Genomic DNA, 24,448 nt, shown 5'->3' on the forward strand with positions numbered 1-24,448 from the left:
ATCGTTAAATGGACTTAGTCCTTGGCTGTATGCTAAAGAAGTTTTAGTGTATTAGAGTGTATTTTATATTTATTAACTGTTTGAAAAAGGGAAAGGCTTCATAAAGGCTCAAAATTTTCCACAATAACTTTTCAACTTACACAGTTAGTGAGACACTACAAAGGAAAAGTCTTCAAGTGAAAAACACTACATTAATTCTTATAATTACTGCCGTCATCGCAACCATTACAATTATTATTTTGATCAACAAATTGATGATGAGTAGCATACTTTACTGCTCTTCCTTTTATGATTGTACTTTTAATATGAATACTATTATTTCTTACGATCATATTTTGTATTTTGGTATTGCTGTTATTGTTAGAATCAGCCAATAATCCTTGGGTTCCATTATAAAGCATCGAATACCCTTTTACATGTGTATTCGTTATTTTATTATCTTCGATAAGTAGATTTTTAATTGTTGTATCTTTATCTAACCATAGATAAATTGCTGCATTAGTTATACTTGCTACATTATTGTATACATTTATATTTGTTATATTATAATTTTCTTTTTCCATTGCAGCTATAAACATCATTCGTGTATATCCTGAAATTGTATTGTTATAAAACTTTGTGTTAGAATTATGAAGTTCTGCAGCACAGGCCATTAATTTCGAATATGTAGAGGTGTTAGCGAATTCATTATCATAAACTTCTGAAAATTGCGAATTTATATAGACAGAGGTGTGATCTTCATTTTTTTCGGACTTGACTAGATCTAAAAATTTATTATTATAAATTTTTATGTTTGAACTTATATTTTTGCTTCCGTAGCCTGACGCTACTGCACAGCTGAGATCACCATTTTTAAAAATAGATTCTGTAAGGTATCCGTTTTTTGTATGACCAAATTCGATCCCTTTCCTCAGACGATAACCAGTTTTCATATACGAAGTAGCAGCGTTAAAATCTATAGTAATATTTTTAAATGTGATGTTTTCAATTTCTGTGAATTTCAAAGGATCTACCGTATTAAAACCTGAAAATACAACAAAATTTTTATCGTCAAAAAAATCTCCTATAACGAATTCAGAATCTGTACCGATAATTACTGTTTCAGAGCGTAGATCTATAATATTACCATGAGCTCTTGCCGCATCGCTGATACCGAATGAATTTAATAATATCTTTCCTTTGGGTAAAGTCAATATTTTTTTATTTTTAGAACAGTAATCTAGTGCTATTTGTAGTGCTTTTCTATTATCTGTCCCCTTTTTGCCATTAAAGTCAGCTTTAATACCAAAGAAACTTCCATTAATAGTATCATTATCAATTTTTATAGAATCAAATTTCGCATAATCTTTTAAAAAAAAAATTCGTTCAAGAGGGTAATTTATTTTAACTTCTTTTTTATTATTGCAGGCTAAAGCAGTACCAAATACACAAATATAGAAGAGGGTAATAATAATTTTAATCATTTTTTTTAATACTTTTGTGTAAAAATACAAAATTTTGAAAATACTTCATATTATTAATAGTCTCGAAGGTGGAGGAGCAGAAAAATTAATTGTGGATATAGTACCATTTTTGGTTCAAAATGCAAATGATGTAGATGTATTATTACTAAATGGTAAAAAAACATCTTTTTATGAAGAGCTAGAAAGACAAAAACTGTGCAGAATATTTTCATTAGGGAATTCATATTATAATCCCCTATATATCTTTAAAATTATTTTCTATTTATCAAAATATGACATTGTTCATGTACATTTATTTCCTTCGATGTATTTTGTTGCATTAGCAAAGATGTTGTCATTCAATAATACTAAATTTGTTTTTACAGAACATAGCACTAGTAATAAGCGTTTAAATAAAAATATTCTAAGACCTATAGAAAGATTTATATATTCATATTATCAAAAAGTTATTTGTATTACTCCCGAAGTAAAGGAACAATTAGAATCAAAATTAAATTTAGACTCTGTTAAATTAATTATCATTGAGAATGGAGTTAATATAGAGAAAATAAAGATTGCAAATGAAGTAAAAAGAATAGAATTTGGTTATGCGGAAAGTGATAAATTGTTAATAATGGTAGCTGCTTTTAGGGAAGGAAAGGATCAGGATACTGTTATAAAAACTTTAAAAGTATTACCTGATGATTATAAACTTATATTAGTAGGTGACGGTAATAGGAGAGCAAAATTAGAAGATCTAGTAGAAAAATTAGATTTAAAAAGTAGGGTGAATTTTTTAGGTTTTAGATCAGATATTTATCCGTTGTATAAAATGAGTGATATAGCCATCCTTAGTTCTTATTGGGAAGGTTTTGGTCTTGCTGCCGTTGAAGCTATGGCAAGTGGAACTCCAATGATTGCTTCAGATGTAAGTGGATTAAATAACGTAGTTAGAGGAGGTGGGATTCTTTTCAAAACAGAAAATGTTGAAGATTTGAAAAAAAATATCTTGGACCTAATATTAAGCCCAGAGTTATATAATAGAATTTCTAATGCTGGGATTGAAAAAAGTAAAAGTTATAGTCTTGATAAGACTATTCAAAAGTTGCTTAATCTTTATGATCAGATAAATAATCAATAAATTATTGTGCAGATAATTTTTATTCTATTACTATGTACTACTATTTTGGAGACTATATTTTATAAGTCTCTAATATATAAGAAGTATAAAAAAAATATCTTTATAGCAGTTGTGCTCCTGTTGATATACATAGTGGGGTGGAGAGAGATAGGAAGGGATAATGATAGTGCAATGTATCAAGCCTTTTTCAGAGAGATTGGAGAGATGACTTATAATGATATTTTATTTCACTATTCTGGCAGAATAAAAGAAATAGGATACTTATTATTAAATAAAGTATTTAGTGGTTTAGGATTTAGACCATTTCTTATTTTTTGTGCAATAATTTCATTTGGAATCAAGTCTTATTTATTATACAGATTCACAAGATTTCCTTTTAGTTCTATACTCGTTTATTTTGTATTGTTTTTTTACTTACGAGAACTGTCTCAAATACGTGACGCTATGGCAACATCATTTATGTTATTATGTATAATGATGTATATTAAAAAAAAATATTTTTATTCAGGCTTGTTTTTTTTATTAGGTGTGGCATTCCATAATATAGCTCTAATGTGTATTGGAGTTATTATATTATGGGAATTGTATAAAACAAAAAGATGGTTCTATTATTTTTTTTTGATATTTATAATAATAATAAAAATTTATATACCGAACCTGGAATACTTATCAAATTCTTTACTTCCTGGACAACTTACAGTATATGTTACCGAAAATGCTTTTAAAAATTTTAAAACAGGTTATTTCCTTCCTTTGTTTTCATTATACTTATTAGTCACATTTTATATTAGTAAATTGAAAGGCGACTTTTTGTATTTTGTTTCATTATTAACATTTGTATCTTATGTATACACATTAGACAATATGGTTTTAATTAGAATACCAAATGTTCTTTTTTTTGGTAACATAATTGCTATAGGAAGTACAAGATATATGACGAGTAATTTTAAGTGGATTGTTGTTATAATTTTAGTAATTTACTGGATAAGATTTTCATTTATTTATAATTTAGGATAAGTGTTTAAAATGATGAAAATTTTCTATTATTTTGTAATTATTCAATATATAGCTTAAAAGAAAGCTATATATCTATCCAATATTTAATATTATTATTGCATAAGACCAAGTTTTTATTGAAAAATTTGGAAAAAAGATAGTGTAGATATTTCTTGATAATTAGTATAAAGTGAATAGTTGCGATCTTGTAGGTAATATGATCATAGTAAATTATAAAAATCTGGAATATATACTAAGTAACCATAGGTGGATAAATTAAATCAACTTATAATATTCAAAGAATAATATAAATAAAATTGTGAATTTTGGTAATTTTATTTAACACATAAAAAATGGAAAAAAAAGTTTTACACGTAGTGTCAGTGCCGTTTTCTATCTCTTATTTTTTAGGAGAACAATTTAAGTACTTTAATAAGAGTAAACAAAATTATAAATTTTTTGTGGCCTGTTCACCTTCAGAAAATCTACAAGATTTATCAGTAAAATATGATTTTGAGAGTTTTGGGTTGCAAATTAATAGAGCTATAACTCCTTTTGAGGATGTAAGAGCGATCTTTAAACTCAGGAAATTTATTTTAGAAAACAATATTAATGTAGTAATAGGACATACACCGAAAGGAGGAATGATAGCTATGATTGCTGCATTACTTGCAGGGGTAAAGAATAAAATTTATTTTAGACATGGTTTAGTCTATGAAACTAGCAAGGGATTAAAAAAACAATTATTAAAAAAGATTGAAAAGCTTTCAGGCGGAATTGCAAATAAGGTGGTTTGCGTTAGCAATGGAATTAAAGAAAAAAGTATTTCGGATAAATTAAATAAAAAGTCTAAAAATATAATTCTCGGAATGGGGACTTGTAGTGGGGTTGATTGCGATAATCGATTTAATCCTAATAAAATTAATTATTTAGAAGTTAAAGTATTAAAAAGTAAGCTTAATATTTATGACAGTGACATTGTTTTTGGATTCATAGGAAGAATTGTACGAGATAAGGGGATTAACGAGTTAATTGAGGCATGGTATGATTTTTCTAAAAAATATAATAATGTAAAATTGATGCTTGTAGGCCCAATAGAAGAAAGAGATCAAATATCGGATAAATCTATTGAAATTATCCTCAATGACGACTCAATCATTCATGTAGGAGAAGTTGAAGATGTAGCGATATACTATGCCACAATGAATGTTTTTATCTTGCCTTCTTATCGAGAAGGATTTCCTACTGTTATATTAGAAGCGTCATCTATGGAATTGCCAATTATAACGACGAATGCAACTGGATGTAAAGAAGCAATTATTGAAGGAGAAACAGGTATTATAACATCAATTAATGCTGAGGCTATTTATCAAAGTTTTGAATTTTTTATTCAAAACTCTGATAAACAAAGAGAGTTTGGAAAAAAAGGAAGAAATTTTATTGTTGAAAACTTTGAACAGACTAAAGTTTGGGATATTATAGAAAAACAAATATTATGAAACTTTTATTCACCGGCTGTAATGGCTTTGTAGGAAAGAATGTTATTCCTTTGCTACGTGAAAAATCATTTAACATAAAAACTTTAGGTACACATGATGCAGACTTTATAAGAGATATTAGAGAAAAGCTTCCCGCATTTGATGAAAGCTTTAATATTGTTTTTCACGCAGCTGGTAAAGCTCATTCAATTCCAAAAACAAGAGAAGAAGAAAATCAATTTTATAATGTAAATTATGAAGGGACTAAAAATATTTGTCAAGCATTAGAAAAAAAGTTACCTGAAATTTTTATTTTTATAAGTACTGTAGCTGTATATGGAAGAGAAGATGGTTACAATATTAGTGAAGATTTTCCACTAGAAGGTGCTACTGCTTATGCTAAAAGCAAAATTAAAGCAGAAGAATTTCTTAGTGAATGGTGTAAAAGAAATGGAGTGAAATTATTCATTTTTAGGCCATCTCTAATTGCAGGACCTAGTGCTCCAGGAAATTTAAGAGATATGATTAGGGCAATAAAAAAGGGAAGATACTTTAATATTTCAGATGGAAATGCAAAAAAAAGCATTTTTTGGGTTGAAGATTTTGCAAAGCTTACTGAACTAACTATAGTAAATATGGGAGGTATATATAATGTATGTGATAATATGCACCCAACTTTTAAAGATGTTTCGTGTAGAGTTGCGGAACTACTTCATAAAAAATCCCCACATAATATTCCTAAATTTTTCGCGAAATTAATAGCTATTGTTGGAGATGTATTAGGAAGTAGATTTCCAATAAATTCAAATAAATTAAAGAAAATAACAGATTCTCTTACTTTTTCAAATGAAAAGATAAAAGAACAATTAAATTTTTCACCCTCTAATGTAATTGAAAATTTTAAAATATAATTATGGAATATATAATTATTGTTGTTACGTTATTTATTATCATACTGTTATATTTCAAAATAGCCGATAAATATAATATTATAGATAAACCCAATCATAGAAGTGCGCATACACAAATTACCTTAAGAGGAGGTGGAATTATTTTTCCTATTTCATTTATTGTTTTTTGTTTGTTCAATTTCAACGAGGTAATTCAAAATTACTGGTCTTTTGGATTAGGACTTTTGGCTATATGTATCATTAGCTTTATTGATGATATTAAAACTTTGTCAAATAAAATTAGGCTTTCAGTTCACTTGGTTTCAGTTATTTTGCTTCTATATTTTACAGGAGCTTTTACCTTGATGCCATTTTGGGTATGGCCTATACTGTTCGTGATTATAATCGGAACACTGAATGCTTATAATTTTATGGATGGTATCAATGGAATGACAGGACTTTATAGTATTGTAACTCTTACTTCCTTAGCGTATATCAACAAAGAGATTATTCAATTTACAGACGAAAACTTTATATTGTATCCGATTATGGCATGTATTGTTTTTCTTTTTTTTAATTTTAGAAAAAAAGCGAAATGTTTTGCAGGTGATGTCGGAAGTATGGGAATAGGTTTTTGGGTGATCGGACTAATTACGTTACTCGTAATGAGAACAGGGGACTACAAATACATTTTGTTACTTGCTATTTATGGAATAGAAGTGGTTCTTACCATCATTGAAAGAATCTCTTTAAAAGAAAATATTTTTGAAGCACACAGAAGACATCTCTATCAGCTTTTTGCCAATGAAAAAAAAGTCTCTCATTTATTGGTAAGTTCTGTTTATGCAGCTTGTCAATTAGTAATTAATATATTTTTAATTAACTCACAATTTCCGGTTTGGGCTATTATTTTGATTATATTTATTCCCACAGGAGGAATTTATTTAGGATTAAAATGGAGTTTAAAAAAGGAATATAATTTATAAATACCAAAAATGAAAATAAAAGAAACACCCTTAAAAGATTGTTATATCATTGAACCAACAATTTTCGAAGATGAAAGAGGATACTTCTTTGAAAAATTTAATGAAAAGAAGTTTGAAGAATTAACAGGCATGAATGGACATTTTGTGCAAGACAATATTTCCAAATCTTCTTACGGCGTTCTGCGTGGTGTTCATCTTCAGAAGGGTGAACATGCACAGGCGAAATTAGTTTCATGTTTGGAAGGCAAAGTTTGGGATGTGGCAGTAGATCTTAGAGAAGATTCTCCAACATTCGGAAAATGGTTTGGAATTGAACTTACTCCCGAAAATAAATTCCAGTTGTATGTTCCACGAGGATTTGGACATGGCTTTTCTGTTTTGAGCGAGACAGCCATTTTTTCATATAAATGTGATAATTTTTATCATAAAGATTCTGAAGGAAGTGTTATATGGAATGATACGGATCTTAATATTGATTGGAAATTACCACAAGAAGTTATCAAGCTTTCCGAAAAAGACGAATCTCTTCCAAAATTTTCTGAACGTAATTTTTAAATAAAACATTGAAAACCACTTTTATAAAGTGGTTTTCTTTTTTAAGCCTTACTCTTTTATAATTTTGTATCTTTGCACACTCAAAATCAAAACGATGCGCACAAAATCTGTAGGGAAGAAGAAAATCAATGTGGTTACACTTGGATGCTCCAAGAATGTATACGATTCTGAAGTATTAATGAGCCAGCTGAAAGCCAATGGTAAAGAGGTGGTTCATGAAGACCGTGGAGATATTGTAGTGATCAATACATGCGGTTTTATTGACAATGCAAAAGAAGAGTCCATTAATACCATCCTTGATTATGTAGAAGCTAAAAACAGAGGGGAAGTCGAAAAGGTTTTTGTTACAGGTTGCCTTTCAGAAAGATATAAGCCGGATCTTATCAGAGAAATACCGGATGTAGATCAGTATTTTGGAACTAGAGATCTCCCTATTCTGTTGAAGCATCTTGGTGCAGATTACAAACATGAACTGGTAGGAGAGAGATTGACAACAACTCCCAAACATTATGCGTACCTTAAAATTTCAGAAGGCTGTGACAGACCTTGCTCTTTCTGTGCAATCCCATTAATGAGAGGAGGGCACGTTTCTACACCTATTGAAAAATTGGTCCTGGAAACTCAAAAATTGGCCAAGAAAGGAACTAAAGAAATTATTCTTATAGCACAGGATCTTACGTACTACGGTCTTGATATTTATAAAAAGCGTGCCCTTGGCGAGCTTTTAAAAGAGCTGGTGAAAGTTGACGGTATTGAATGGATCCGTCTTCATTATGCTTTCCCAAGTGGTTTTCCGGAAGATGTTCTCGATATCATCCGTGAAGAGCCCAAAGTATGTAACTATATAGACATTCCCCTTCAGCATATCAACTCCGATTTGTTGAAATCTATGAAAAGAGGAACAACCCACGAAAAAACCGATGCATTATTAGCCAAGTTTAGAGAAAAAGTTCCGGACATGGCAATTAGAACTACTTTGATCGTAGGTTATCCGGGAGAAACTCAGGAGAGATTCCAGGAGTTGAAAGACTGGGTAAAAGAACAGAAGTTTGACAGATTGGGATGCTTTACCTATTCTCACGAAGAGAATACCGGTGCTTATGTTTTGGAAGATGATGTACCACAGGAAGTGAAAGAAGCAAGAGTGGAAGAAATCATGGAGCTTCAGTCACAGATTTCCTGGGAGAAGAATCAGGAGAAGATTGGTAAAACGTTCAAGTGTGTATTTGACAGAAAAGAGGGCAATTATTTTATCGGAAGGACAGAGTACGATTCGCCGGATGTTGACAACACAGTTCTTGTATCTGCTGAAGAAACCTATATCTCTATCGGAGAGTTTGCAGAGGTGAAAATAACTTCTGCTGAAGAGTTCGACTTATATGGGGAATTAGTCTGATAATGTGCCTCTTATCAAAATTGTATTATTTGCATACTTTCCGCAGATAATTAAAAATATTAATAAAATTTAACACAATTAGTTCAGTTGTTAAATTATCGATAATTCTGATTTACAATGCTTTATTGTTTTTGTAGATAAAAGTCTATTATTTTTTTTACATAAAATGAATAAATTCGAAAATTATGTCTTAAATTTGCGCAATAAGCAATGTTTTAAAATCAAATGCTTCAATCAGTTGCCTATCCATTAGACTGGAAAATGTTCAGTTTAAAAAAGAAGCACAAGTTGAGATGCATTTTCCATTTTGGAAAATATTGATGGGAAATAATGTAATTTAAATCTTTAAAAACTTATGAAAAAATTTTTATTAACAGCGACAATGCTCGTTGGCCTTTCGGCAGTTTCCAAGGCTCAGCAGGGACGTGTAGGTATTAACACGACTACACCTTCCGCAACGTTAGACGTAGTAGCCAATACTACTGATAATGCCAGACCTGATGCCTTATTAGTCCCTCGTATGACAGCTGCAGAGCTATCTGCTAAAGACAACACGTCAGGTACCTATGGTGCTCCACAAAATGGTGCCATAGTGTACATTACTTCAGGTACCGGTACTGGCTCTAGAAAGGCTAAAATTACTGGTGCAGGATTTTATTATTTTGATAATGTAGTTCCTGAATGGAAGCCTTTTGGTGGGGGCGCTGCTCCAGTTGGTATGACGGTTAGAGCTCAGACTGCTGGTACTATTTCCGATGCAGATTTAGGTAATGCTATACTTGTTACTTCAAATACTACTTTTGATTTAAGTATCTTAACCAAAACTAACGGAAAAACTATCTCTTTCATTGATACTACTCCAAATGGAACTGGTTTTAGTGTTACAGGAGCACATTCGTCTGCAACCGTTTCACCAATCCAGGCAGGTGGTACATTGACTTATATATGCGATGGTACTAACTGGTATACTTTCAACGGTTTCTAATAAGGGAATTTCAATTATCAGATTAATAATTTAAGAACAAAGTTATGAAACTCTATATAACAACAATTTTACTTGCCATCGTTTCAGGTACAAGTAGCACATTCGCTCAGATCAGATCTAACAATGCTGTTAGTTCCACAGTTGGAGGACAGTCAGTTTTTCTTGACGCTTCTGCTAATGGATTTTCGGGAAGTACTAATTCCGGTAAAGGTCTTGCATTTCCACGTACAAACCTTACAACTTTTACATTTGTAACTCCAACTACCGGAGCACTTAACTTTCCTACAGGATATGACGGTATGATCGTTTATAATTCAGGGACAGGTAATACTCCTGCTACAGGATCTGGTGTCGGAGCTCAGGCGGTAACTCCTGGATTCTACTATTTCTCTAATCCTACCGCAGGTCCTGGTAATTATACTACGGCTGGTGGTCGTTGGTTGCCAATTGCAGGAAACCCTAAAGTAAACTTTACGAATTCTGAAGTAGCAACGAATACCTTAGTAAACAATGCTCAGGTATACGCAATCAAAGGACAGTTTACCGCTACAGGAAGCTCTACAGCTGTTGATATTCCTGCTCCTACAGGGATGACTGCATTGTATGGTATCACTATTTATAAGGCTGGTACAAACACTGTTTATGACAGAAGTTTATATTCTTATACATTAGCAACCACTGCAGGAAATGCTATTACTGGTTCACCAAGCATGTCAGTCGTATATCCTTCAGGGACTTATGACTATGTAATAGAATACTTAAAATAAGATCAATACTTATTTATATAATTTAAACCAATGAGCAATCATTGGTTTTTTTTTTTGATAATATGTGGAATCAAATCCGAAAGTAAGAACAAGGCTAAATTAGGATAATATTTTAGCGGCTACAAAATCGATTTGGTATTCAATTTGATTATAATGAAGAAGATAGCTTTTGAAATAGAGATCAATTATTGTAGTTGTAAATAAAGAATATCAGGTAGTATTTGGATTTAATGTTAAATAGTGATGTTAAAATAATTACGAGTGATGATATAAACGGCCTTAAATAACTTCTACCAAGCCTGTTCTCTACCTTAAGCATCTTAAAAATTTTAATTTTTTAAATCATTTCATCTGCATTATAAGATTTTTATGATTTACGTAAATTATTGACATTCAACGAGTTTTATAATTCTGTTTTTGAATTTTTTTGGTAATAAGTTAATTATGTTAACTTTTAGCTTGTTTTTTTAACGTTTTTTAACAGTGTGGTTTAAAACCCCTGTTAATAGGGAGTTACAAGCTTCGTTAACATATAATTTTGTTTTCGTTAACGGTTTTTAACATACGGAGTAGGGACTTTACAACATTCCTTATACTTTTGCTCCGTCAAAACCAATAAAATTCAAGATGATGAAAAGATTCATTCTCGTAATCATAATGATGATTTCAACCTTAGGTATTTATTCTTTTACAAATAATGCCTTAGATGCGAAGAAAACAAGTTATGCATCGTACTACCACGATAAATTTAACGGTAGAAAAACAGCTAGCGGGGAGATCTTTAGTAATTCAAAGTTTACCGCTGCCAACAGAACGCTTCCGTTTGGAACTAATATTAAAGTTACCAATCTGAACAATGGAAAACAGGTGATAGTGAAGATTAATGATAGAGGACCTTTCCATGCATCAAGAGCATTAGATATTTCTAAAGCTGCGTTCGACGAAATCGGAGATATCAATCATGGTACAATTCCGGTGGAATATGAAATTGTCGACTAAATTTATGATTTAAATTTAAAAAAGCCAGCTGAATTCAGCTGGCTTTTTATTTTGTAGTCTTTTTTTATTTAGACGTTTAATTCTAGCAACGCAGGGCAGTGGTCCGAATGTACGGCCTCCTTTAATATAACGGCCCTTGAAAGCTTGTCTTTTAAAGTATATGTGGCAAAGTTATAATCAAGTCTCCAGCCTTTATTTTTAGCTCTGGAATTCTGTCGGTAGCTCCACCAGGTGTAATTGTCCGGTTCATTGTTAAAAAAGCGGAAACTGTCAATCAGTTCACATTCTTCGATAAAGCTGGTCATCCATTCCCGTTCCATCGGCAGGAAGCCGGAAACATTCTTTAAACGCACCGAATCATGAATATCGATAGCCTGATGGCAAATATTGAAATCTCCCGAAATAATAAGGTTAGGAATCGTTTTTCTGAGTTCCTTTATATAGATTAGGAAATCATGACAAAACTGCATCTTAAATTCAAGTCTTTCGATATTACTCGCAGAAGGCACATAAACAGAAATTACTGAGTAGCCGTCAAAATCTGCACGGATGATCCTGCCTTCATTATCGTAACTTTCAATACCACATCCGTATTCAACATGACTCGGCTTGATTTTAGACGCGATTCCGACCCCGCTGTAGCCTTTTCTTACCGCAGAGTGCCAGTAACTATGATAACCGATTTTTTCAAGACTTTCAATATCGATCTGATCGTTTCCTGCTTTGCTTTCCTGAATGCAGACAATATCAGGATCAGCAGTCTTCAGCCAGCCTAAAAAATCTTTTGTGAAAGCCGCCCTGATTCCGTTGACATTATAGGTGATTAACTTCATGAGTTTTTGATAAAAGATTTAAAATGTTCGTTATATTTTGATGGAATAAATTCAGTGATTTCATAATCCGCTATGTCATTACTATAGAAAGGATCTTCTTTAATGATATCCTGAATTTCTTCTTTGGAATGTGCATCAGCAAGAATAATTCCTCCTGTTCTGGGTTCTTTTCTGCCAGAAGTGATCAGGTGTCCGGAGTTGTAATATTTTTCAAGAAAATCATTGTGTTCCCGGATAAAGTGTTCCACATTTTCCAGGGAAGTTTTATACGTAAGAGAAATAATAAACATTGTTTTTTTGCTAAGATATGAAGTCTTTGAGATTATTAAAAGAGGCGGGAAAAAAGAAGCGGCAAAAATCATTTGATTTTTGCCGCCCCTGAACCCAAAATTTAAATAAACTATGAGAAAAAACTACTTGGGTTCTAAAATACTGAAAGGAATGATGCATTCCTCCAATGAGATGCCACCGTGCTGGTAGGTTTCTTTGTAATAATTCACAAAGTGATTATAATTTTTAGGATAAGCCAGAAAAATATTGTTTTTTGCAAAAATATACTTCGAGCTTAAATTCCCTTTTGGTAGAAAAAGTTTCTCGGGATTCGTAATAGCCCATACATCACTGCTGTCGTAGGTTAAACTTTTCCCTGTTTTATATCGGATGTTTGTGGAGGTCTCGCGATCCCCCACAACTTTGCTCGGCTTTTTTACATACACCGTTCCATGGTCTGTAGTGATTACAAGTTTATAACCACTTTCTGCCGCAGCTTTGATAATTTTCAATAATGATGAATTTTCAAACCAGTTAAGAGTAAGGGATCTGAAAGTTTTATCATCACGGATCAGCTGATCTACAATATGATTATCCGTTTTAGCATGCGAAAGGATATCAATGAAGTTATAAACGATTACCAGAAGATCATTATTTTTATGCTGGTTAAAATCATCGTAGATTTTTCTTTCAAAATCAGCATTCAATACCTTAAGATACTTCATCGATTTAGATCCAAGACCAATTCTTTTCATCTGGTCTTCCAGAAAATCACGTTCAAATTCATTTTTATTTCCTTCTTCATTATCATTGAACCACTTATCAGGGAAACGTTTCTCAATCTCAGATGGCATCAGACCAGCGAAAAATGAGTTTCTTGCATACTGTGTAGCCGTCGGAAGAATACTGTAGTAATAATCCTCTGAAATCTTATTGTAATATTTTGTGAATAATGGTTCTATAACTTTCCACTGATCAAAACGAAGATTATCGACCATAAGGAGAAGAACTTTTTCTTTTTCTACTTCCGGTTTTACTTTTTCTTTAAATAGAGTATGGCTCATTAAAGGCTTCTCAGAATCTGTTAACCAGCCTTCGTAATTTTTTTCTATGAACTTCGCAAACTGAATATTTGCTTCCTCTTTCTGCGACTGCAAAAGATCCGAAAATTCATTATCCGCTACTTTATCAAATTTAATTTCCCAGCTCAGAATTTTCTTATAATATTCTGCCCATTCCTGATAAGTTCTGATATAGGAAAGTTCCATAGACAGGTTTCTGAATTCCTGCTGGTACTGAAGAATTGTTTTCTGTTCTACAAGATTGTCCTCCTGCAGATTCTTTTTTAATGACAATAAGATCTGGTTAGGATTTACAGGTTTAAGAATGTAGTCAGCAATCTGTGATCCGATTGCTTCTTCCATAATATGTTCCTCCTCACTTTTTGTGACCATAACAATTTTAAGAGCATTATCTTTCTCTTTGATCATGGGAATGGCTTCCAATCCCGAAATGCCGGGCATATTTTCATCAATAAGCGTCAATGCAAATTTCTCCGAATCCATTAGTTCCAGAGCCTCGTTGACGTTATTGACAGGGGTTACGTGGTAACCTTTTTTTTCTAAAAATACGATATGGGGTTTGAGTAAATCTATTTCATCATCTATCCATAATATCTTTTCCGACATAATTTATTTTTTTACATGGTTATAGCATCAAAATGTTGACCAATTCCTTTTAAATTCTCACAAATTAGAGACAATAAAAGTTAAATATTAGTTAAATGAAAATTCACTTCATCACAGCAGATATTTAATTTCTTTAAAAACCAGTCTTTATATAATCTAAAGCTCTTTCCAGAACTTCGTCTTTTCCTTTCTGTACGCCCTTTACTGTAGGCTTTATAACAATATCAGGGATAATTCCAATCCTTTGCGTTTCTCTTCCATCAGGATAGTACGCTCCAAGTCCCGTAAAGCAAGTGTCCAGATCTGCAATTTTAAACCGGATGATATCACCATTTGCTCCTGAAGTATTACTTCCGATGACTTTCGCTTTAGGATGCTGTTTAAACATCATTGTTGTAGTTTCTGCCTGACTTTGCGTATTCTCGTCCACCAAAACTACTACATTTCCCTTATAGTAATCCGGATTCTTTCTGCCGATACTATTTTTAGCGCTATAAAATTTACTCAAATAATCCGTCTCCGGGAAATTAAATTGATAATAAATTGATTTTTCAGGAAGAATCATTTTGCTTAGGGGGAAAATAGTCAGTTTAGGGTAATTTCTCAGGTCGAAAATGATGGAGGTGGTCGATTTTAAATCTTTATACATATCATCCAGATCACTTCTTTCAATGATGCCCATATTGACGTAACCTATCTTATGGTCAGAATCCAGAAACTCCCATTTTTTTCGAACTGACGGCTTTTCAGGGATGATATCCTTGAGAAGATAAGTTGGAACGGTCATACTCAGGTTCTGCCCGTCGCGCTCTATTTTTAATGCAATAGAATCATTATTACTGAAAAGGAAAAGATTTTTTACCTTGTTGATTTTTCCCCATGAATTAGAGGCGGGAATATATTTCCCTAAACTATTGACCATCTGAGGAATCGTCCTGCCATTGATATCATAAATTACGTCTCCGGTCTTTAAGGCCCTTTCTTCATTCAATGTATGATGAATGATTTTAGTTACGACCAGTTTTCCCTCCGCATAAATATATTCCACCGGAACTTTTCTTCTTCCATGCTGATAGGTATTAATGATAGGAGAATATAAAAAGGCATGGGAGTCATCCACTTTTGTCACCAGCTCCGCAAGAGTCAGATGATAATCTTCATCATTGGCAATCTCTGTGAATTTCGGGATCATTTCTTTTAAAACATCATTCCAGTTCTGATCAGTCTGATATTTGTATGGAAAAAAATACTCTACCAGATTCCAGTATCTGAAAAGCTCCAGAAGACTCGTTTGTTTGGATGTGAATTTTGAACCGTAAGAATTTTCATTTTTGAAATAAACCTTTTTTCCGCCAATTCCAAAGTAGTGATTACTCTCAAGATTTCTGTTGTTTTGAATAAAAAGGAGTTCACGGCTTACCTTCTCATCGAATAGATGCCTGTCGTTGATCCATGTGAGATCAAAGTTTCTCAAAAAATAGACTTTCTCTCTGCTTGGTATTAAGCATTTCTTACAATCATCAACTTTCCCAAGACTGCTGATCCATTTAGAATACAATTCATTCAGTTGAACTTTATCATCAATCTGATCAAGCTCGTCAATTTTTTGGATAAGTTGTCTGTCCCAGTCAAAATCCCCTTTTGCCACATGAGGATGGTAATATTTTAAAAATCCCCAGACTTTACAAAGCGATTCGAGTTTCTGAGTTTCAGATAAAGCCTGTGCAGAAAAGTTGAAACTTAAAAAGGATAGGATGATAATGAATAAACTTTTCATTAAGGATACTAGTTGATTAAAGCGATCAAAGGTAAATGTAAAACCCATATCACGCAAAGCTTAATACAGATTACGGGTATAAAAAATACCATAAAAGATGAGTACCTATTATTTTTTAAAAAAAATGGACTTTTGTATTTTATCTTAATTCTGATGAACTTATTTTCTTTTCAGCAGCGGATGATTGGTCTCATTTCTCACTACTTCAAAATATGGCAGATCATCAAATAATTTGGATAAAGTAGAATATCCGTAGGTTCTTGAATCAAAACTCGGATCGATCTTTCTGATATTGGTACCGAGTGTTGAGATAAAAGCCATGTCGTTCTCGTTAGCAGAGATTTCAAATGCTTTTGAAATCGTTTCTTCATCTTTCCGGGATAAGAAGTTTTGAAACTCATGAACTTTAGGACTTACAGCCTCTTTTTTTACCGTTTCTTCAGTTTTATTTTCCTTTATTTTGTGGCTTTCAGCTTTTGATTCTTTTTTAACTTTAGGAGTGATGTTTTCAGTATAAGTAAAGATGTCGCAGGATTTTACAAAAGCTTCTGGTGTTTTTTTCTCTCCTATACCCATCACGAAAAGTCCTTCCTCACGGATTCTTTTGGCTAAACCGGTGTAATCGCTGTCACTTGAAACAATACAGAAACCTTCAACACTTTTTCCGTGCAAAATATCCATGGCATCAATAATCATGGCTCCATCTGTTGAGTTTTTTCCACTGGTATAAGAGAATTTCTGAATGGGATTGATAGAGTAAAGATTGACAAGATCTTTCCACGAATTCATACTTTGAGAGGTCCAGTCTCCATAAATCCTTCTGATGGTAGCCTTACCATATTTTGAAACCTCTTCAATGGTTTCTTTTAATAACTTGGCTTGTGCATTATCACCATCAATAAGAATAGCGATATTAAATTTTTTGTCACTCATAGTTTAATGGGTTGCAAGAAGTAATTAAGGTGGGTATTGATCAATAATTACTGTGCGGTTTGTGAAATTGAATATAATCAAATTAAATGAGATAATCGGTGTAATTCTGTGTTTTTTCTTCTTTCAATTGAGTTTAGAGAGGATTATGAACGAAAATTAAATAATGCTAAAATTTAAAATCCCTAACTTTGTTTACTAATATCTACCTTTCAAATGCAGAACAAGCTAAAAATCATCAACGACCCTGTTCATGGTTTCATCAGAATCCCACACGAAATTTTATTTGACGTTATTGAGCATCCCTATTTTCAAAGGCTCAGAAGAATCGGGCAGACCGGGCTTCTGAATCTGATCTTTCCTGGTGCCACGCATACGAGATTTCACCACGCACTGGGAGCAATGCATCTGATGTTTACCGCATTGGAAACTCTGCGGCAGAAAGGAATTAAGATCACTGAAGAAGAAGAAAAAGGAGCCATGCTTGCTATTCTGATGCACGATATCGGGCACGGGCCGTTTTCCCACGCACTGGAAAATATGCTCATGGACGACTGGCATCACGAAAAACTTTCTCTTTTGTTGATGAATAAATTAAATGAAGAATTTGATGGCCAGCTCTCAGTAGCGATCGAAATGTTTCAGGGTAAATACCACCGGAAGTTCTTTAATCAGCTGATTTCATCTCAACTGGATGTGGACAGGCTTGACTACCTGAACAGAGATAGCTTTTTCACTGGTGTTTCCGAAGGAAATATTAATACCCAGAGAATTATTTCGATGATGAATGTTTGTGGTGAAGGCGAACTTGTGATTGATGCGAAAGGAGTATATTCTATTGAAAATTTCCTGACTGCAAGAATGTTTATGTACTGGCAGGTGTATTATCATAAGACCTCGGCATTGGCGGAATTTCTTTTGGTTAAAATTCTCGAACGAGCTAAATATCTGGTTTCCAAGGGGATGGCTCTGCCTGCAGGGGAGAATCTGAAGTATTTTCTGCACCGGGCAAAAAGTTCAGCCACCGATGAGGATATTTATCGGTTTAACCAGCTTGATGATAATGATATAATTCATGCGATGAAATCCTGGCAGAATTCAGAAGACTTTATTCTTTCTTATTGGTGCAAATCTGTAATTCAGAGAAATCTTCCGAAAACCGTTATTTCAACGCGTCCTTTTGATCCGGAATTTGTTGAAGAAAAAATAAAAAAAACTAACGAATTTTTCGGAATTGATAATGGAAAGGAGCTTGTACACGAGATTAAAAGAAAATTACTGCCTTACGATACCGAAAAGCAACCCATTTATCTTCTTCAGAAAGATGGTCAGAAGATCAGGCTTGAAGAGTCCCAGGACCAGCTTTTATCGGGGCTTATGGTGCATAAGACAGCCAGGTATATTCTTACCTTTCCAAGAGATATTTCCCAGATAATTTCTTAAATAATATTAAAATTCACGTTCCGAAAAGCAAAAAATGTTTGCGAATTATAGAATTTCTTATCTTTGCAGAATATGGAATTTACAGCTTCGCAAATTGCAAGTTTTATTGACGGACAAATAATAGGCGACGAAAGCACGGTTATTACAGGGGTTTCACCAATTGAGAATGGTGAATCAGGGCATCTTTCTTTTATAGCACAGGATCGATTTTCTCATTTTTTAGATACCTCTAAATGCTCCGTTATTATTGTTTCGGAAAAACTTATTGATAAAGATAATTACAATCCTACCTTAATTGTTGTAAAGGATGCATACCTTTCTTTCCAGATCTTAATGAATCTGTATCAGGAAATGCAGGGCAGAAAAGAGGGAATCGAGACCGGTTCTTCTATTCATGATACTGCGGTGATCGGAGAAAAAGTCTATATAGGGGCATTTACTTATGTTTCGGAGAAGGCTAAGATTGGAGAAGGATCACAGATTTATCCACATGTGTATATCGGTAAAGGTGTAAAAATTGGTAAAAACTGTAAAATAGACAGTGGCGCAAGGATTTATGATTACTGCATTATTGGTGACAACTGTGTGATCCACTCCAATACGGTGGTGGGAGGCGACGGATTTGGTTTTCAGCATACCGCAGAAGGATTCAAAAAAATCCCTCAGCTTGGTAACGTGATTATCGAAGACGACGTAGAAATCGGCTCAAATTGCAGCATTGACAGAGCCACAATCGGCTCTACCATCATCGGAAAAGGAACGAAGATCGATAATCTGATCCAGATTGCCCATAATGTAAAAATAGGGCAAAACAACGTTATTGCGGCTCAGGCCGGAATTGCAGGATCTACTACGATCGGAGACTGGAATCAGATCGGAGGTCAGGTTGGCGTGGTAGGCCATATCAAAATTGGTAACCAGGTTAAAATTCAGGCGCAGAGCGGTGTGAATTCAAACGTAAGTGACAGAGATACACTTTACGGATCTCCGGCAATAAATTATAACGACTATCTTAGAAACTATGTACATTTCAGAAACTTTACTGAAATCGTACGAAGAATAAATAATCTTGAGGATACCTCAAAAGATAAAACTAATGAGTGATATGCAAAAAACACTCCAGAAAGAAGTAACGCTTTCCGGAATTGGCCTTCATACAGGTAAAGAAGTAAAACTTACCATTAAACCTGCTAAAGAAAATACAGGTTTTGTGTTCGTAAGAACAGATCTAGAGGGAAGTCCTCAGGTAGAAGCTGATGTTAATTATGTAGTAGCAACAGAAAGAGGAACAACATTAGAGAAACTGGGCGTGAAAATTACTACCTGTGAGCACCTGTTGGCTGCATTAGTAGGCTGTGATGTAGATAACGCTGTTCTCGAAATGGATGCTTCAGAACCTCCAATTTTAGATGGATCATCAAAATTCTTTGTTGAGGCTATTGAAAGTGTAGGGATCGTAGAGCAGAATATAGCCAGAGAATATTTGGTGATCAAAGAAGTGTTGAGCTACTCAGATCCTGCTTCAGGATCAGAAATTACCATTATTCCTTCCGATACTTACGAAGTGACTACGATGGTAGACTTTGGAACCAAAGTTTTAGGCACCCAAAATGCCACTCTTAAAAATATTTCAGAATTCAAGGACGAAATTTCTTCTGCAAGAACATTCAGCTTTTTACATGAGCTTGAAATGTTGTTGGATCACGGATTGATCAGAGGAGGAGATATTTCTAATGCAATCGTATATGTGGATAAGGATCTTACTCCGGAAACCACTGAGAAATTAAAGAAAGCCTTCGGAAAAGATAATGTTTCTATCAGACCGAACGGTATTCTTGACAATCTTACCTTAAACTATCCAAACGAAGCAGCGAGACATAAACTACTTGATGTAGTGGGGGATCTGGCTTTGGCTGGTGTAAAAATAAAAGGTAAAGTCATTGCAAACAAGCCAGGGCATTATGTAAATACCCAGTTTGCGAAAAAACTGAACCGCCAGTGGAAACTTCAGAAAAAGAAAAACGTGCCAGATTTTGACCTTACCAAAGAACCTGTTTTTGATATCAACGGGATCATGCGTCTTATGCCTCATAGACCACCGTTCCTATTGATTGACAAAATTCTTGAACTTTCAGATTCTCATGTGGTAGGTTTGAAAAATGTAACGATGAATGAGCCTTTCTTTGTAGGACATTTCCCTAAGGAGCCTGTAATGCCTGGAGTACTTCAGGTAGAAGCTTTGGCACAGACGGGAGGAATTCTTGTATTGGCAAGTGTTCCGGATCCGGAAAACTATTCTACGTATTTTATCAAAATAGATAAAGTGAAATTCAAGAAAAAAGTAGTTCCGGGGGATACTATTATTTTCAAAATTGAATTGATAGAACCCATCAGAAGAGGAATTGTACATATGCAGGGTTATGGATATGTAGGAGGTACCGTGGTGGTAGAAGCAGAGTTAATGGCTCAAGTTGCAAAAAATAAAGTTGATTAAATGATTCATCAATTAGCCGCCGTAGATAAACGCGCAAAAATCAGCAAAAATGTTATTGTAGAACCTTTTACTACAATTGCAGGGGACGTGGAAATAGGAGAAGGAACCTGGATCGGACCGAATGTTACCATCATGGATGGAGCAAGAATAGGAAAAGATTGTAAAATTTTTCCGGGAACCGTCATCTCTGCCATCCCTCAGGATCTGAAATTTGACGGGGAAGACACACAAACCATTATTGGTGATAATACCACTTTGAGAGAATGTGTCACGGTCAACAGAGGAACCAAAGCGTTAGGATTTACCAGAGTCGGCAGCAATTGCCTTATTATGGCAACTTCTCACATTGCACATGACTGTATCATTGGAGATAATGTCATCATTGCTAACGGATGTGGTATTGCAGGACATGTAGAAATAGGTGATTTTACCGTAATGGGAGGATTATCCGCAGTACAGCAGTTTGGCAAAATCGGAAAGCATACCATGATCTCCGGAGGATCTCTGATCAGAAAAGATATTCCACCTTACGTAAAAGTAGCTAGAGACCCGATTTCTTATGCGGGGATCAATTCCGTAGGATTACGAAGAAGAGGATACTCCAACGAGAAAATCTTTGAAATTCAAAAAATATACAGAGCTATTTTCCAGATGAAGATGAACGTTTCACAGGCCTTGGCATTTATTGAAAAAGAGATGCTTCCAACGGCTGAAAGAGACGAAATCCTTCAGTTTATCCAAAACTCTCCGAGAGGTATTGTAAAAGGATACGGAACCAGTAAGGAAAGCAATTAAAAAAAGAGGCAAATTAAATAGGCCCTCATAAAAACTAAAAATAAAAGATAACATAAATTAATGGCAACAAGTAACGATATAAGAAAAGGACTTTGCATCGAATTTAGCAATGATATTTTCAAAGTAGTTGAATTTATGCACGTAAAGCCTGGGAAAGGACCAGCTTTCGTAAGAACAAAACTAAAATCAGTAACCAACGGAAAAGTACTTGATAATACCTTCTCTGCTGGACACAAAATTGATGAAGTAAAAGTAATCACCAGAAAATTCCAGTATCTTTATGATGATGAGAATGGGTTCCACTTCATGAATAATGATGATTTCTCTCAGCTATACTTAGATAAAGAAATGATCGAAAACGCTCAGTTTATGAAAGCTGGTGAAGAAGTAACGATCATTCTGAAAGAAGTTGACGAAACTCCACTTTCTGCCGAACTTCCTCAGTCTGTGTATCTGGAAGTAATTGAAGCTGATCCGGGTATCAAAGGAAATACAGCAACGAATGCTCTTAAAAATGCCATCGTTGAAACAGGAGCAAGAGTAAATGTTCCTTTGTTCATCGAGCCGGGAGATAAGATCAAAGTAAATACTGAAGACGGTAGCTACTTGGAAAGAGTAAAATAATAATTAAAATTTACATAAATTCGGTTTGCATTAGCAGTCCGAATTTTGTTTTTATAAGAAAAATCCATTGTTATGAGATTCCATTCTCCGCAAAAGCTCAAATCGATTGCCGATCTAATAGGCTCGGAATTTGTTGGTCCGGAAGACTTTGAAGTATTGGGAACCAATGAGATTCACATGGTAAAACCAGGTGATATTGTTTTTGTCAACCATCCGAAATATTACGATAAAGCACTGAATTCTGCCGCTACCATTATTTTGATCGACAAAAAGGTAGATTGTCCGGAAGGAAAAGCTCTTTTGGTTTCTAATGATCCTTTCAGAGACTTCAATAAGATTAATACTCACTTTACGAGAATATATAATTTCACGGAAGAACTCCATGATGTTGAAATAGGAGAAGGGACCAAAATCCACTCTTCTGCAGTCATTGGAAATAATGTGAAGATTGGAAAAAACAGCCTTATCTTTCCTAATGTGGTGATCGGCGACAGAACCGAAATCGGCGATAATGTCATCATTCAGTCAGGAACTGTTTTGGGAGGTGATGCTTTCTATTACAGAAAACTAAACGGAAATTTTGACCGTCTGATTTCTGTGGGAAATGTGGTTGTTGAAAACAATGTAGAGATCGGAAATAACTGTACGATCGACAGGGGGGTTACCGATTCAACGGTCATCGGAGAAGGGTCGGTTTTAGATAATCAGATTCAGATCGGACACGATACGGTGATCGGAAAAAAATGTTTAATTGCCTCTCAGGTAGGAATTGCTGGCTGCTGTATCATCGGTGACGAAGTGACTCTTTGGGGACAAGTCGGCATCGCTTCCGGTAATACAATTGAGGGTGGATCTGTTCTTCTTGGTAAAACCGGAGTGAACAGAGATCTTAAAAAAGGGACCTATATCGGTATGTTTGCAGAGGATTTTAAAGGCTATCTGAAAAAAGAAGTAAAGCTGAGAAATCTCAAATAAACAATTCTCTTGGTTTTGTCCAAAATCAAAGAAAAATAAGTAAATTTGTGAGCATTAATAAAATATTTAAATAAATTAAAACATCAATAAAATGTCAATTTTAGTAAACAAAGATTCTAAAGTAATTGTACAAGGATTTACAGGGAACGAAGGTACTTTCCACGCTGGTCAGATGATTGAATACGGAACCAACGTAGTAGGAGGGGTAACTCCAGGAAAAGGAGGAACTGAGCACTTAGGAAAGCCTGTATTTAATACAGTAGCTGACGCTGTTGAAAAAGCTGGAGCAAACGTAAGTATCATTTTCGTACCACCTGCATTTGCTGCAGATGCGATCATGGAAGCTGCTGAAGCTGGGATCAAAGTGATTGTATGTATTACTGAAGGTATTCCTGTAGCGGATATGGTGAAAGTAAAATCTTACATCGCTGACAGAGACTGCAGACTAATCGGTCCAAACTGTCCGGGAATTATTACTTCTGAAGAAGCTAAAATTGGTATTATGCCAGGATTCGTTTTCAAAAAAGGTAAAGTAGGTATCGTTTCAAAATCAGGTACTCTTACTTACGAAGCTGCTGATCAGGTAGTAAAAGCCGGTTACGGTGTTTCTACAGCAATCGGTATCGGTGGTGACCCAATTATTGGAACAACTACAAGAGAAGCTCTTGAATTATTTATCAATGACCCTGAAACTGAAGCGGTAGTAATGATCGGTGAAATTGGTGGTGGACTGGAAGCTGAAGCGGCAAGATGGTACAAAGCTAGTGGATCTACTAAGCCAGTCGTAGGATTTATTGCTGGACAAACTGCTCCTAAAGGTAGAACAATGGGACACGCAGGGGCTATCGTAGGAGGTGATGAAGATACAGCTCAGGCAAAAATGGAGATCATGAGAGAAAACGGAATCAACGTTGTAGATTCTCCAGCTGATATCGGTGTTACTGTTGCAAAAGTTCTAGGATAATAGCTATACAAAAACAAAAC

General features: G+C 34.2%; 23 protein-coding genes. 17 read left to right on the forward strand and 6 right to left on the reverse strand.

Going from position 1 to position 24,448, the window contains the following annotated elements; genetic code table 11:
• Positions 1-191: 191 nt before the first annotated feature.
• Positions 192-1,463, reverse strand: coding sequence for a hypothetical protein (locus tag BUC06_RS21840; protein ID WP_073336523.1), 1,272 nt, complete (start codon positions 1,461-1,463; stop codon positions 192-194).
• A gap of 34 nt (positions 1,464-1,497) precedes the next feature.
• On the opposite strand from BUC06_RS21840, the gene BUC06_RS21845 reads away from it, so the two are divergent.
• The 10 genes from BUC06_RS21845 to BUC06_RS21890 all read left to right on the forward strand — a co-directional run bounded on the left by BUC06_RS21845 (position 1,498) and on the right by BUC06_RS21890 (position 11,635).
• On the forward strand, positions 1,498-2,583 hold the full coding sequence (locus BUC06_RS21845; protein WP_073336525.1) for a glycosyltransferase family 4 protein: 1,086 nt from the start codon (positions 1,498-1,500) through the stop codon (positions 2,581-2,583).
• 6 nt (positions 2,584-2,589) lie between these two features.
• Positions 2,590-3,600, forward strand: coding sequence for an EpsG family protein (locus BUC06_RS24460; RefSeq protein WP_394363689.1), 1,011 nt, complete (start codon positions 2,590-2,592; stop codon positions 3,598-3,600).
• 332 nt (positions 3,601-3,932) lie between these two features.
• Positions 3,933-5,078 (forward strand): glycosyltransferase family 4 protein, encoded by a 1,146-nt coding sequence (locus BUC06_RS21855; RefSeq protein ID WP_073336529.1) that lies wholly within the window; start codon positions 3,933-3,935, stop codon positions 5,076-5,078.
• Entirely contained in the window at positions 5,075-5,968 is an 894-nt protein-coding gene (locus tag BUC06_RS21860; RefSeq protein ID WP_073336531.1) for an NAD-dependent epimerase/dehydratase family protein, read from the forward strand. Before BUC06_RS21855 ends, BUC06_RS21860 begins: the two co-directional genes overlap by 4 nt.
• A gap of 2 nt (positions 5,969-5,970) precedes the next feature.
• The gene (locus BUC06_RS21865) at positions 5,971-6,933 is read left to right on the forward strand and encodes an MraY family glycosyltransferase (RefSeq protein ID WP_073336533.1); all 963 of its coding nucleotides are present in this window, start codon (positions 5,971-5,973) and stop codon (positions 6,931-6,933) included.
• A gap of 9 nt (positions 6,934-6,942) precedes the next feature.
• Positions 6,943-7,488, forward strand: coding sequence for a dTDP-4-dehydrorhamnose 3,5-epimerase (gene rfbC, locus BUC06_RS21870; RefSeq protein ID WP_073336534.1), 546 nt, complete (start codon positions 6,943-6,945; stop codon positions 7,486-7,488).
• A gap of 94 nt (positions 7,489-7,582) precedes the next feature.
• Entirely contained in the window at positions 7,583-8,884 is a 1,302-nt protein-coding gene (gene rimO / locus BUC06_RS21875) for a 30S ribosomal protein S12 methylthiotransferase RimO (protein ID WP_073336535.1), read from the forward strand.
• Positions 8,885-9,239: 355 nt separating this feature from the next.
• On the forward strand, positions 9,240-9,869 hold the full coding sequence (locus tag BUC06_RS21880; protein WP_073336536.1) for a hypothetical protein: 630 nt from the start codon (positions 9,240-9,242) through the stop codon (positions 9,867-9,869).
• 44 nt (positions 9,870-9,913) lie between these two features.
• The gene (locus tag BUC06_RS21885; protein WP_073336538.1) at positions 9,914-10,636 is read left to right on the forward strand and encodes a hypothetical protein; all 723 of its coding nucleotides are present in this window, start codon (positions 9,914-9,916) and stop codon (positions 10,634-10,636) included.
• A 627-nt stretch (positions 10,637-11,263) separates the two neighbouring features.
• The gene (locus BUC06_RS21890) at positions 11,264-11,635 is read left to right on the forward strand and encodes a septal ring lytic transglycosylase RlpA family protein (RefSeq protein ID WP_073336540.1); all 372 of its coding nucleotides are present in this window, start codon (positions 11,264-11,266) and stop codon (positions 11,633-11,635) included.
• 68 nt (positions 11,636-11,703) lie between these two features.
• On the opposite strand, the gene BUC06_RS21895 is transcribed toward BUC06_RS21890, so the two are convergent.
• The 5 genes from BUC06_RS21895 to BUC06_RS21915 all read right to left on the reverse strand — a co-directional run bounded on the left by BUC06_RS21895 (position 11,704) and on the right by BUC06_RS21915 (position 17,136).
• Complete coding sequence (locus BUC06_RS21895) at positions 11,704-12,468, reverse strand: exodeoxyribonuclease III (RefSeq protein WP_073336542.1); 765 nt, start codon at positions 12,466-12,468, stop codon at positions 11,704-11,706.
• On the reverse strand, positions 12,465-12,758 hold the full coding sequence (locus BUC06_RS21900) for a YciI family protein (protein WP_073336596.1): 294 nt from the start codon (positions 12,756-12,758) through the stop codon (positions 12,465-12,467). The genes BUC06_RS21895 and BUC06_RS21900 overlap by 4 nt, the downstream gene beginning before the upstream one ends.
• 123 nt (positions 12,759-12,881) lie before the next feature.
• Positions 12,882-14,426, reverse strand: coding sequence for a T9SS response regulator signal transducer PorX (porX, locus tag BUC06_RS21905; protein ID WP_073336544.1), 1,545 nt, complete (start codon positions 14,424-14,426; stop codon positions 12,882-12,884).
• Between the two features lie 133 nt (positions 14,427-14,559).
• Positions 14,560-16,203: a S41 family peptidase gene (locus tag BUC06_RS21910; protein ID WP_073336545.1), complete on the reverse strand. Its 1,644-nt coding sequence runs from the start codon at positions 16,201-16,203 to the stop codon at positions 14,560-14,562.
• Positions 16,204-16,362: 159 nt separating this feature from the next.
• Entirely contained in the window at positions 16,363-17,136 is a 774-nt protein-coding gene (locus BUC06_RS21915) for an NYN domain-containing protein (RefSeq protein WP_073336547.1), read from the reverse strand.
• Positions 17,137-17,349: 213 nt separating this feature from the next.
• On the opposite strand from BUC06_RS21915, the gene BUC06_RS21920 reads away from it, so the two are divergent.
• The 7 genes from BUC06_RS21920 (at position 17,350) to sucD (ending at position 24,428) form a co-directional block, all read left to right on the forward strand.
• On the forward strand, positions 17,350-18,576 hold the full coding sequence (locus BUC06_RS21920) for an HD domain-containing protein (protein ID WP_073336549.1): 1,227 nt from the start codon (positions 17,350-17,352) through the stop codon (positions 18,574-18,576).
• 72 nt (positions 18,577-18,648) lie between these two features.
• Positions 18,649-19,680 (forward strand): UDP-3-O-(3-hydroxymyristoyl)glucosamine N-acyltransferase, encoded by a 1,032-nt coding sequence (gene lpxD / locus BUC06_RS21925; protein ID WP_073336551.1) that lies wholly within the window; start codon positions 18,649-18,651, stop codon positions 19,678-19,680.
• Positions 19,673-21,070 carry a bifunctional UDP-3-O-[3-hydroxymyristoyl] N-acetylglucosamine deacetylase/3-hydroxyacyl-ACP dehydratase gene (locus tag BUC06_RS21930; RefSeq protein ID WP_073336553.1) on the forward strand — a complete coding sequence of 466 codons (1,398 nt, stop codon included), beginning with the start codon at positions 19,673-19,675 and terminating at the stop codon, positions 21,068-21,070. The genes lpxD and BUC06_RS21930 overlap by 8 nt, the downstream gene beginning before the upstream one ends.
• The gene (gene lpxA / locus BUC06_RS21935) at positions 21,071-21,865 is read left to right on the forward strand and encodes an acyl-ACP--UDP-N-acetylglucosamine O-acyltransferase (RefSeq protein WP_073336555.1); all 795 of its coding nucleotides are present in this window, start codon (positions 21,071-21,073) and stop codon (positions 21,863-21,865) included.
• Between the two features lie 60 nt (positions 21,866-21,925).
• Positions 21,926-22,489 (forward strand): elongation factor P, encoded by a 564-nt coding sequence (efp, locus tag BUC06_RS21940; RefSeq protein WP_073336557.1) that lies wholly within the window; start codon positions 21,926-21,928, stop codon positions 22,487-22,489.
• A 72-nt stretch (positions 22,490-22,561) separates the two neighbouring features.
• Positions 22,562-23,464: an LpxD N-terminal domain-containing protein gene (locus BUC06_RS21945; protein WP_073336558.1), complete on the forward strand. Its 903-nt coding sequence runs from the start codon at positions 22,562-22,564 to the stop codon at positions 23,462-23,464.
• A gap of 91 nt (positions 23,465-23,555) precedes the next feature.
• The gene (gene sucD / locus BUC06_RS21950; RefSeq protein WP_073336560.1) at positions 23,556-24,428 is read left to right on the forward strand and encodes a succinate--CoA ligase subunit alpha; all 873 of its coding nucleotides are present in this window, start codon (positions 23,556-23,558) and stop codon (positions 24,426-24,428) included.
• The last annotated feature ends 20 nt before the right edge of the window (positions 24,429-24,448 follow it).

The organism is Chryseobacterium carnipullorum, assembly GCF_900142785.1.
GTDB lineage: Bacteria > Bacteroidota > Bacteroidia > Flavobacteriales > Weeksellaceae > Chryseobacterium > Chryseobacterium carnipullorum.

Bases quoted from the DNA above. Each gene is read 5' to 3' on its own strand.
- BUC06_RS21840 (WP_073336523.1), bottom strand. From the start codon at position 1,463: ATGATTAAAATTATTATTACCCTCTTCTATATTTGTGTATTTGGTACT.
- BUC06_RS21855 (WP_073336529.1), top strand. From the start codon at position 3,933: ATGGAAAAAAAAGTTTTACACGTAGTGTCAGTGCCGTTTTCTATCTCT.
- BUC06_RS21860 (WP_073336531.1), top strand. From the start codon at position 5,075: ATGAAACTTTTATTCACCGGCTGTAATGGCTTTGTAGGAAAGAATGTT.
- BUC06_RS21865 (WP_073336533.1), top strand. From the start codon at position 5,971: ATGGAATATATAATTATTGTTGTTACGTTATTTATTATCATACTGTTA.
- rfbC (WP_073336534.1), top strand. From the start codon at position 6,943: ATGAAAATAAAAGAAACACCCTTAAAAGATTGTTATATCATTGAACCA.
- rimO (WP_073336535.1), top strand. From the start codon at position 7,583: ATGCGCACAAAATCTGTAGGGAAGAAGAAAATCAATGTGGTTACACTT.
- BUC06_RS21880 (WP_073336536.1), top strand. From the start codon at position 9,240: ATGAAAAAATTTTTATTAACAGCGACAATGCTCGTTGGCCTTTCGGCA.
- BUC06_RS21885 (WP_073336538.1), top strand. From the start codon at position 9,914: ATGAAACTCTATATAACAACAATTTTACTTGCCATCGTTTCAGGTACA.
- BUC06_RS21890 (WP_073336540.1), top strand. From the start codon at position 11,264: ATGATGAAAAGATTCATTCTCGTAATCATAATGATGATTTCAACCTTA.
- BUC06_RS21895 (WP_073336542.1), bottom strand. From the start codon at position 12,468: ATGAAGTTAATCACCTATAATGTCAACGGAATCAGGGCGGCTTTCACA.
- BUC06_RS21900 (WP_073336596.1), bottom strand. From the start codon at position 12,758: ATGTTTATTATTTCTCTTACGTATAAAACTTCCCTGGAAAATGTGGAA.
- porX (WP_073336544.1), bottom strand. From the start codon at position 14,426: ATGTCGGAAAAGATATTATGGATAGATGATGAAATAGATTTACTCAAA.
- BUC06_RS21910 (WP_073336545.1), bottom strand. From the start codon at position 16,203: ATGAAAAGTTTATTCATTATCATCCTATCCTTTTTAAGTTTCAACTTT.
- BUC06_RS21915 (WP_073336547.1), bottom strand. From the start codon at position 17,136: ATGAGTGACAAAAAATTTAATATCGCTATTCTTATTGATGGTGATAAT.
- BUC06_RS21920 (WP_073336549.1), top strand. From the start codon at position 17,350: ATGCAGAACAAGCTAAAAATCATCAACGACCCTGTTCATGGTTTCATC.
- lpxD (WP_073336551.1), top strand. From the start codon at position 18,649: ATGGAATTTACAGCTTCGCAAATTGCAAGTTTTATTGACGGACAAATA.
- BUC06_RS21930 (WP_073336553.1), top strand. From the start codon at position 19,673: ATGAGTGATATGCAAAAAACACTCCAGAAAGAAGTAACGCTTTCCGGA.
- lpxA (WP_073336555.1), top strand. From the start codon at position 21,071: ATGATTCATCAATTAGCCGCCGTAGATAAACGCGCAAAAATCAGCAAA.
- efp (WP_073336557.1), top strand. From the start codon at position 21,926: ATGGCAACAAGTAACGATATAAGAAAAGGACTTTGCATCGAATTTAGC.
- BUC06_RS21945 (WP_073336558.1), top strand. From the start codon at position 22,562: ATGAGATTCCATTCTCCGCAAAAGCTCAAATCGATTGCCGATCTAATA.
- sucD (WP_073336560.1), top strand. From the start codon at position 23,556: ATGTCAATTTTAGTAAACAAAGATTCTAAAGTAATTGTACAAGGATTT.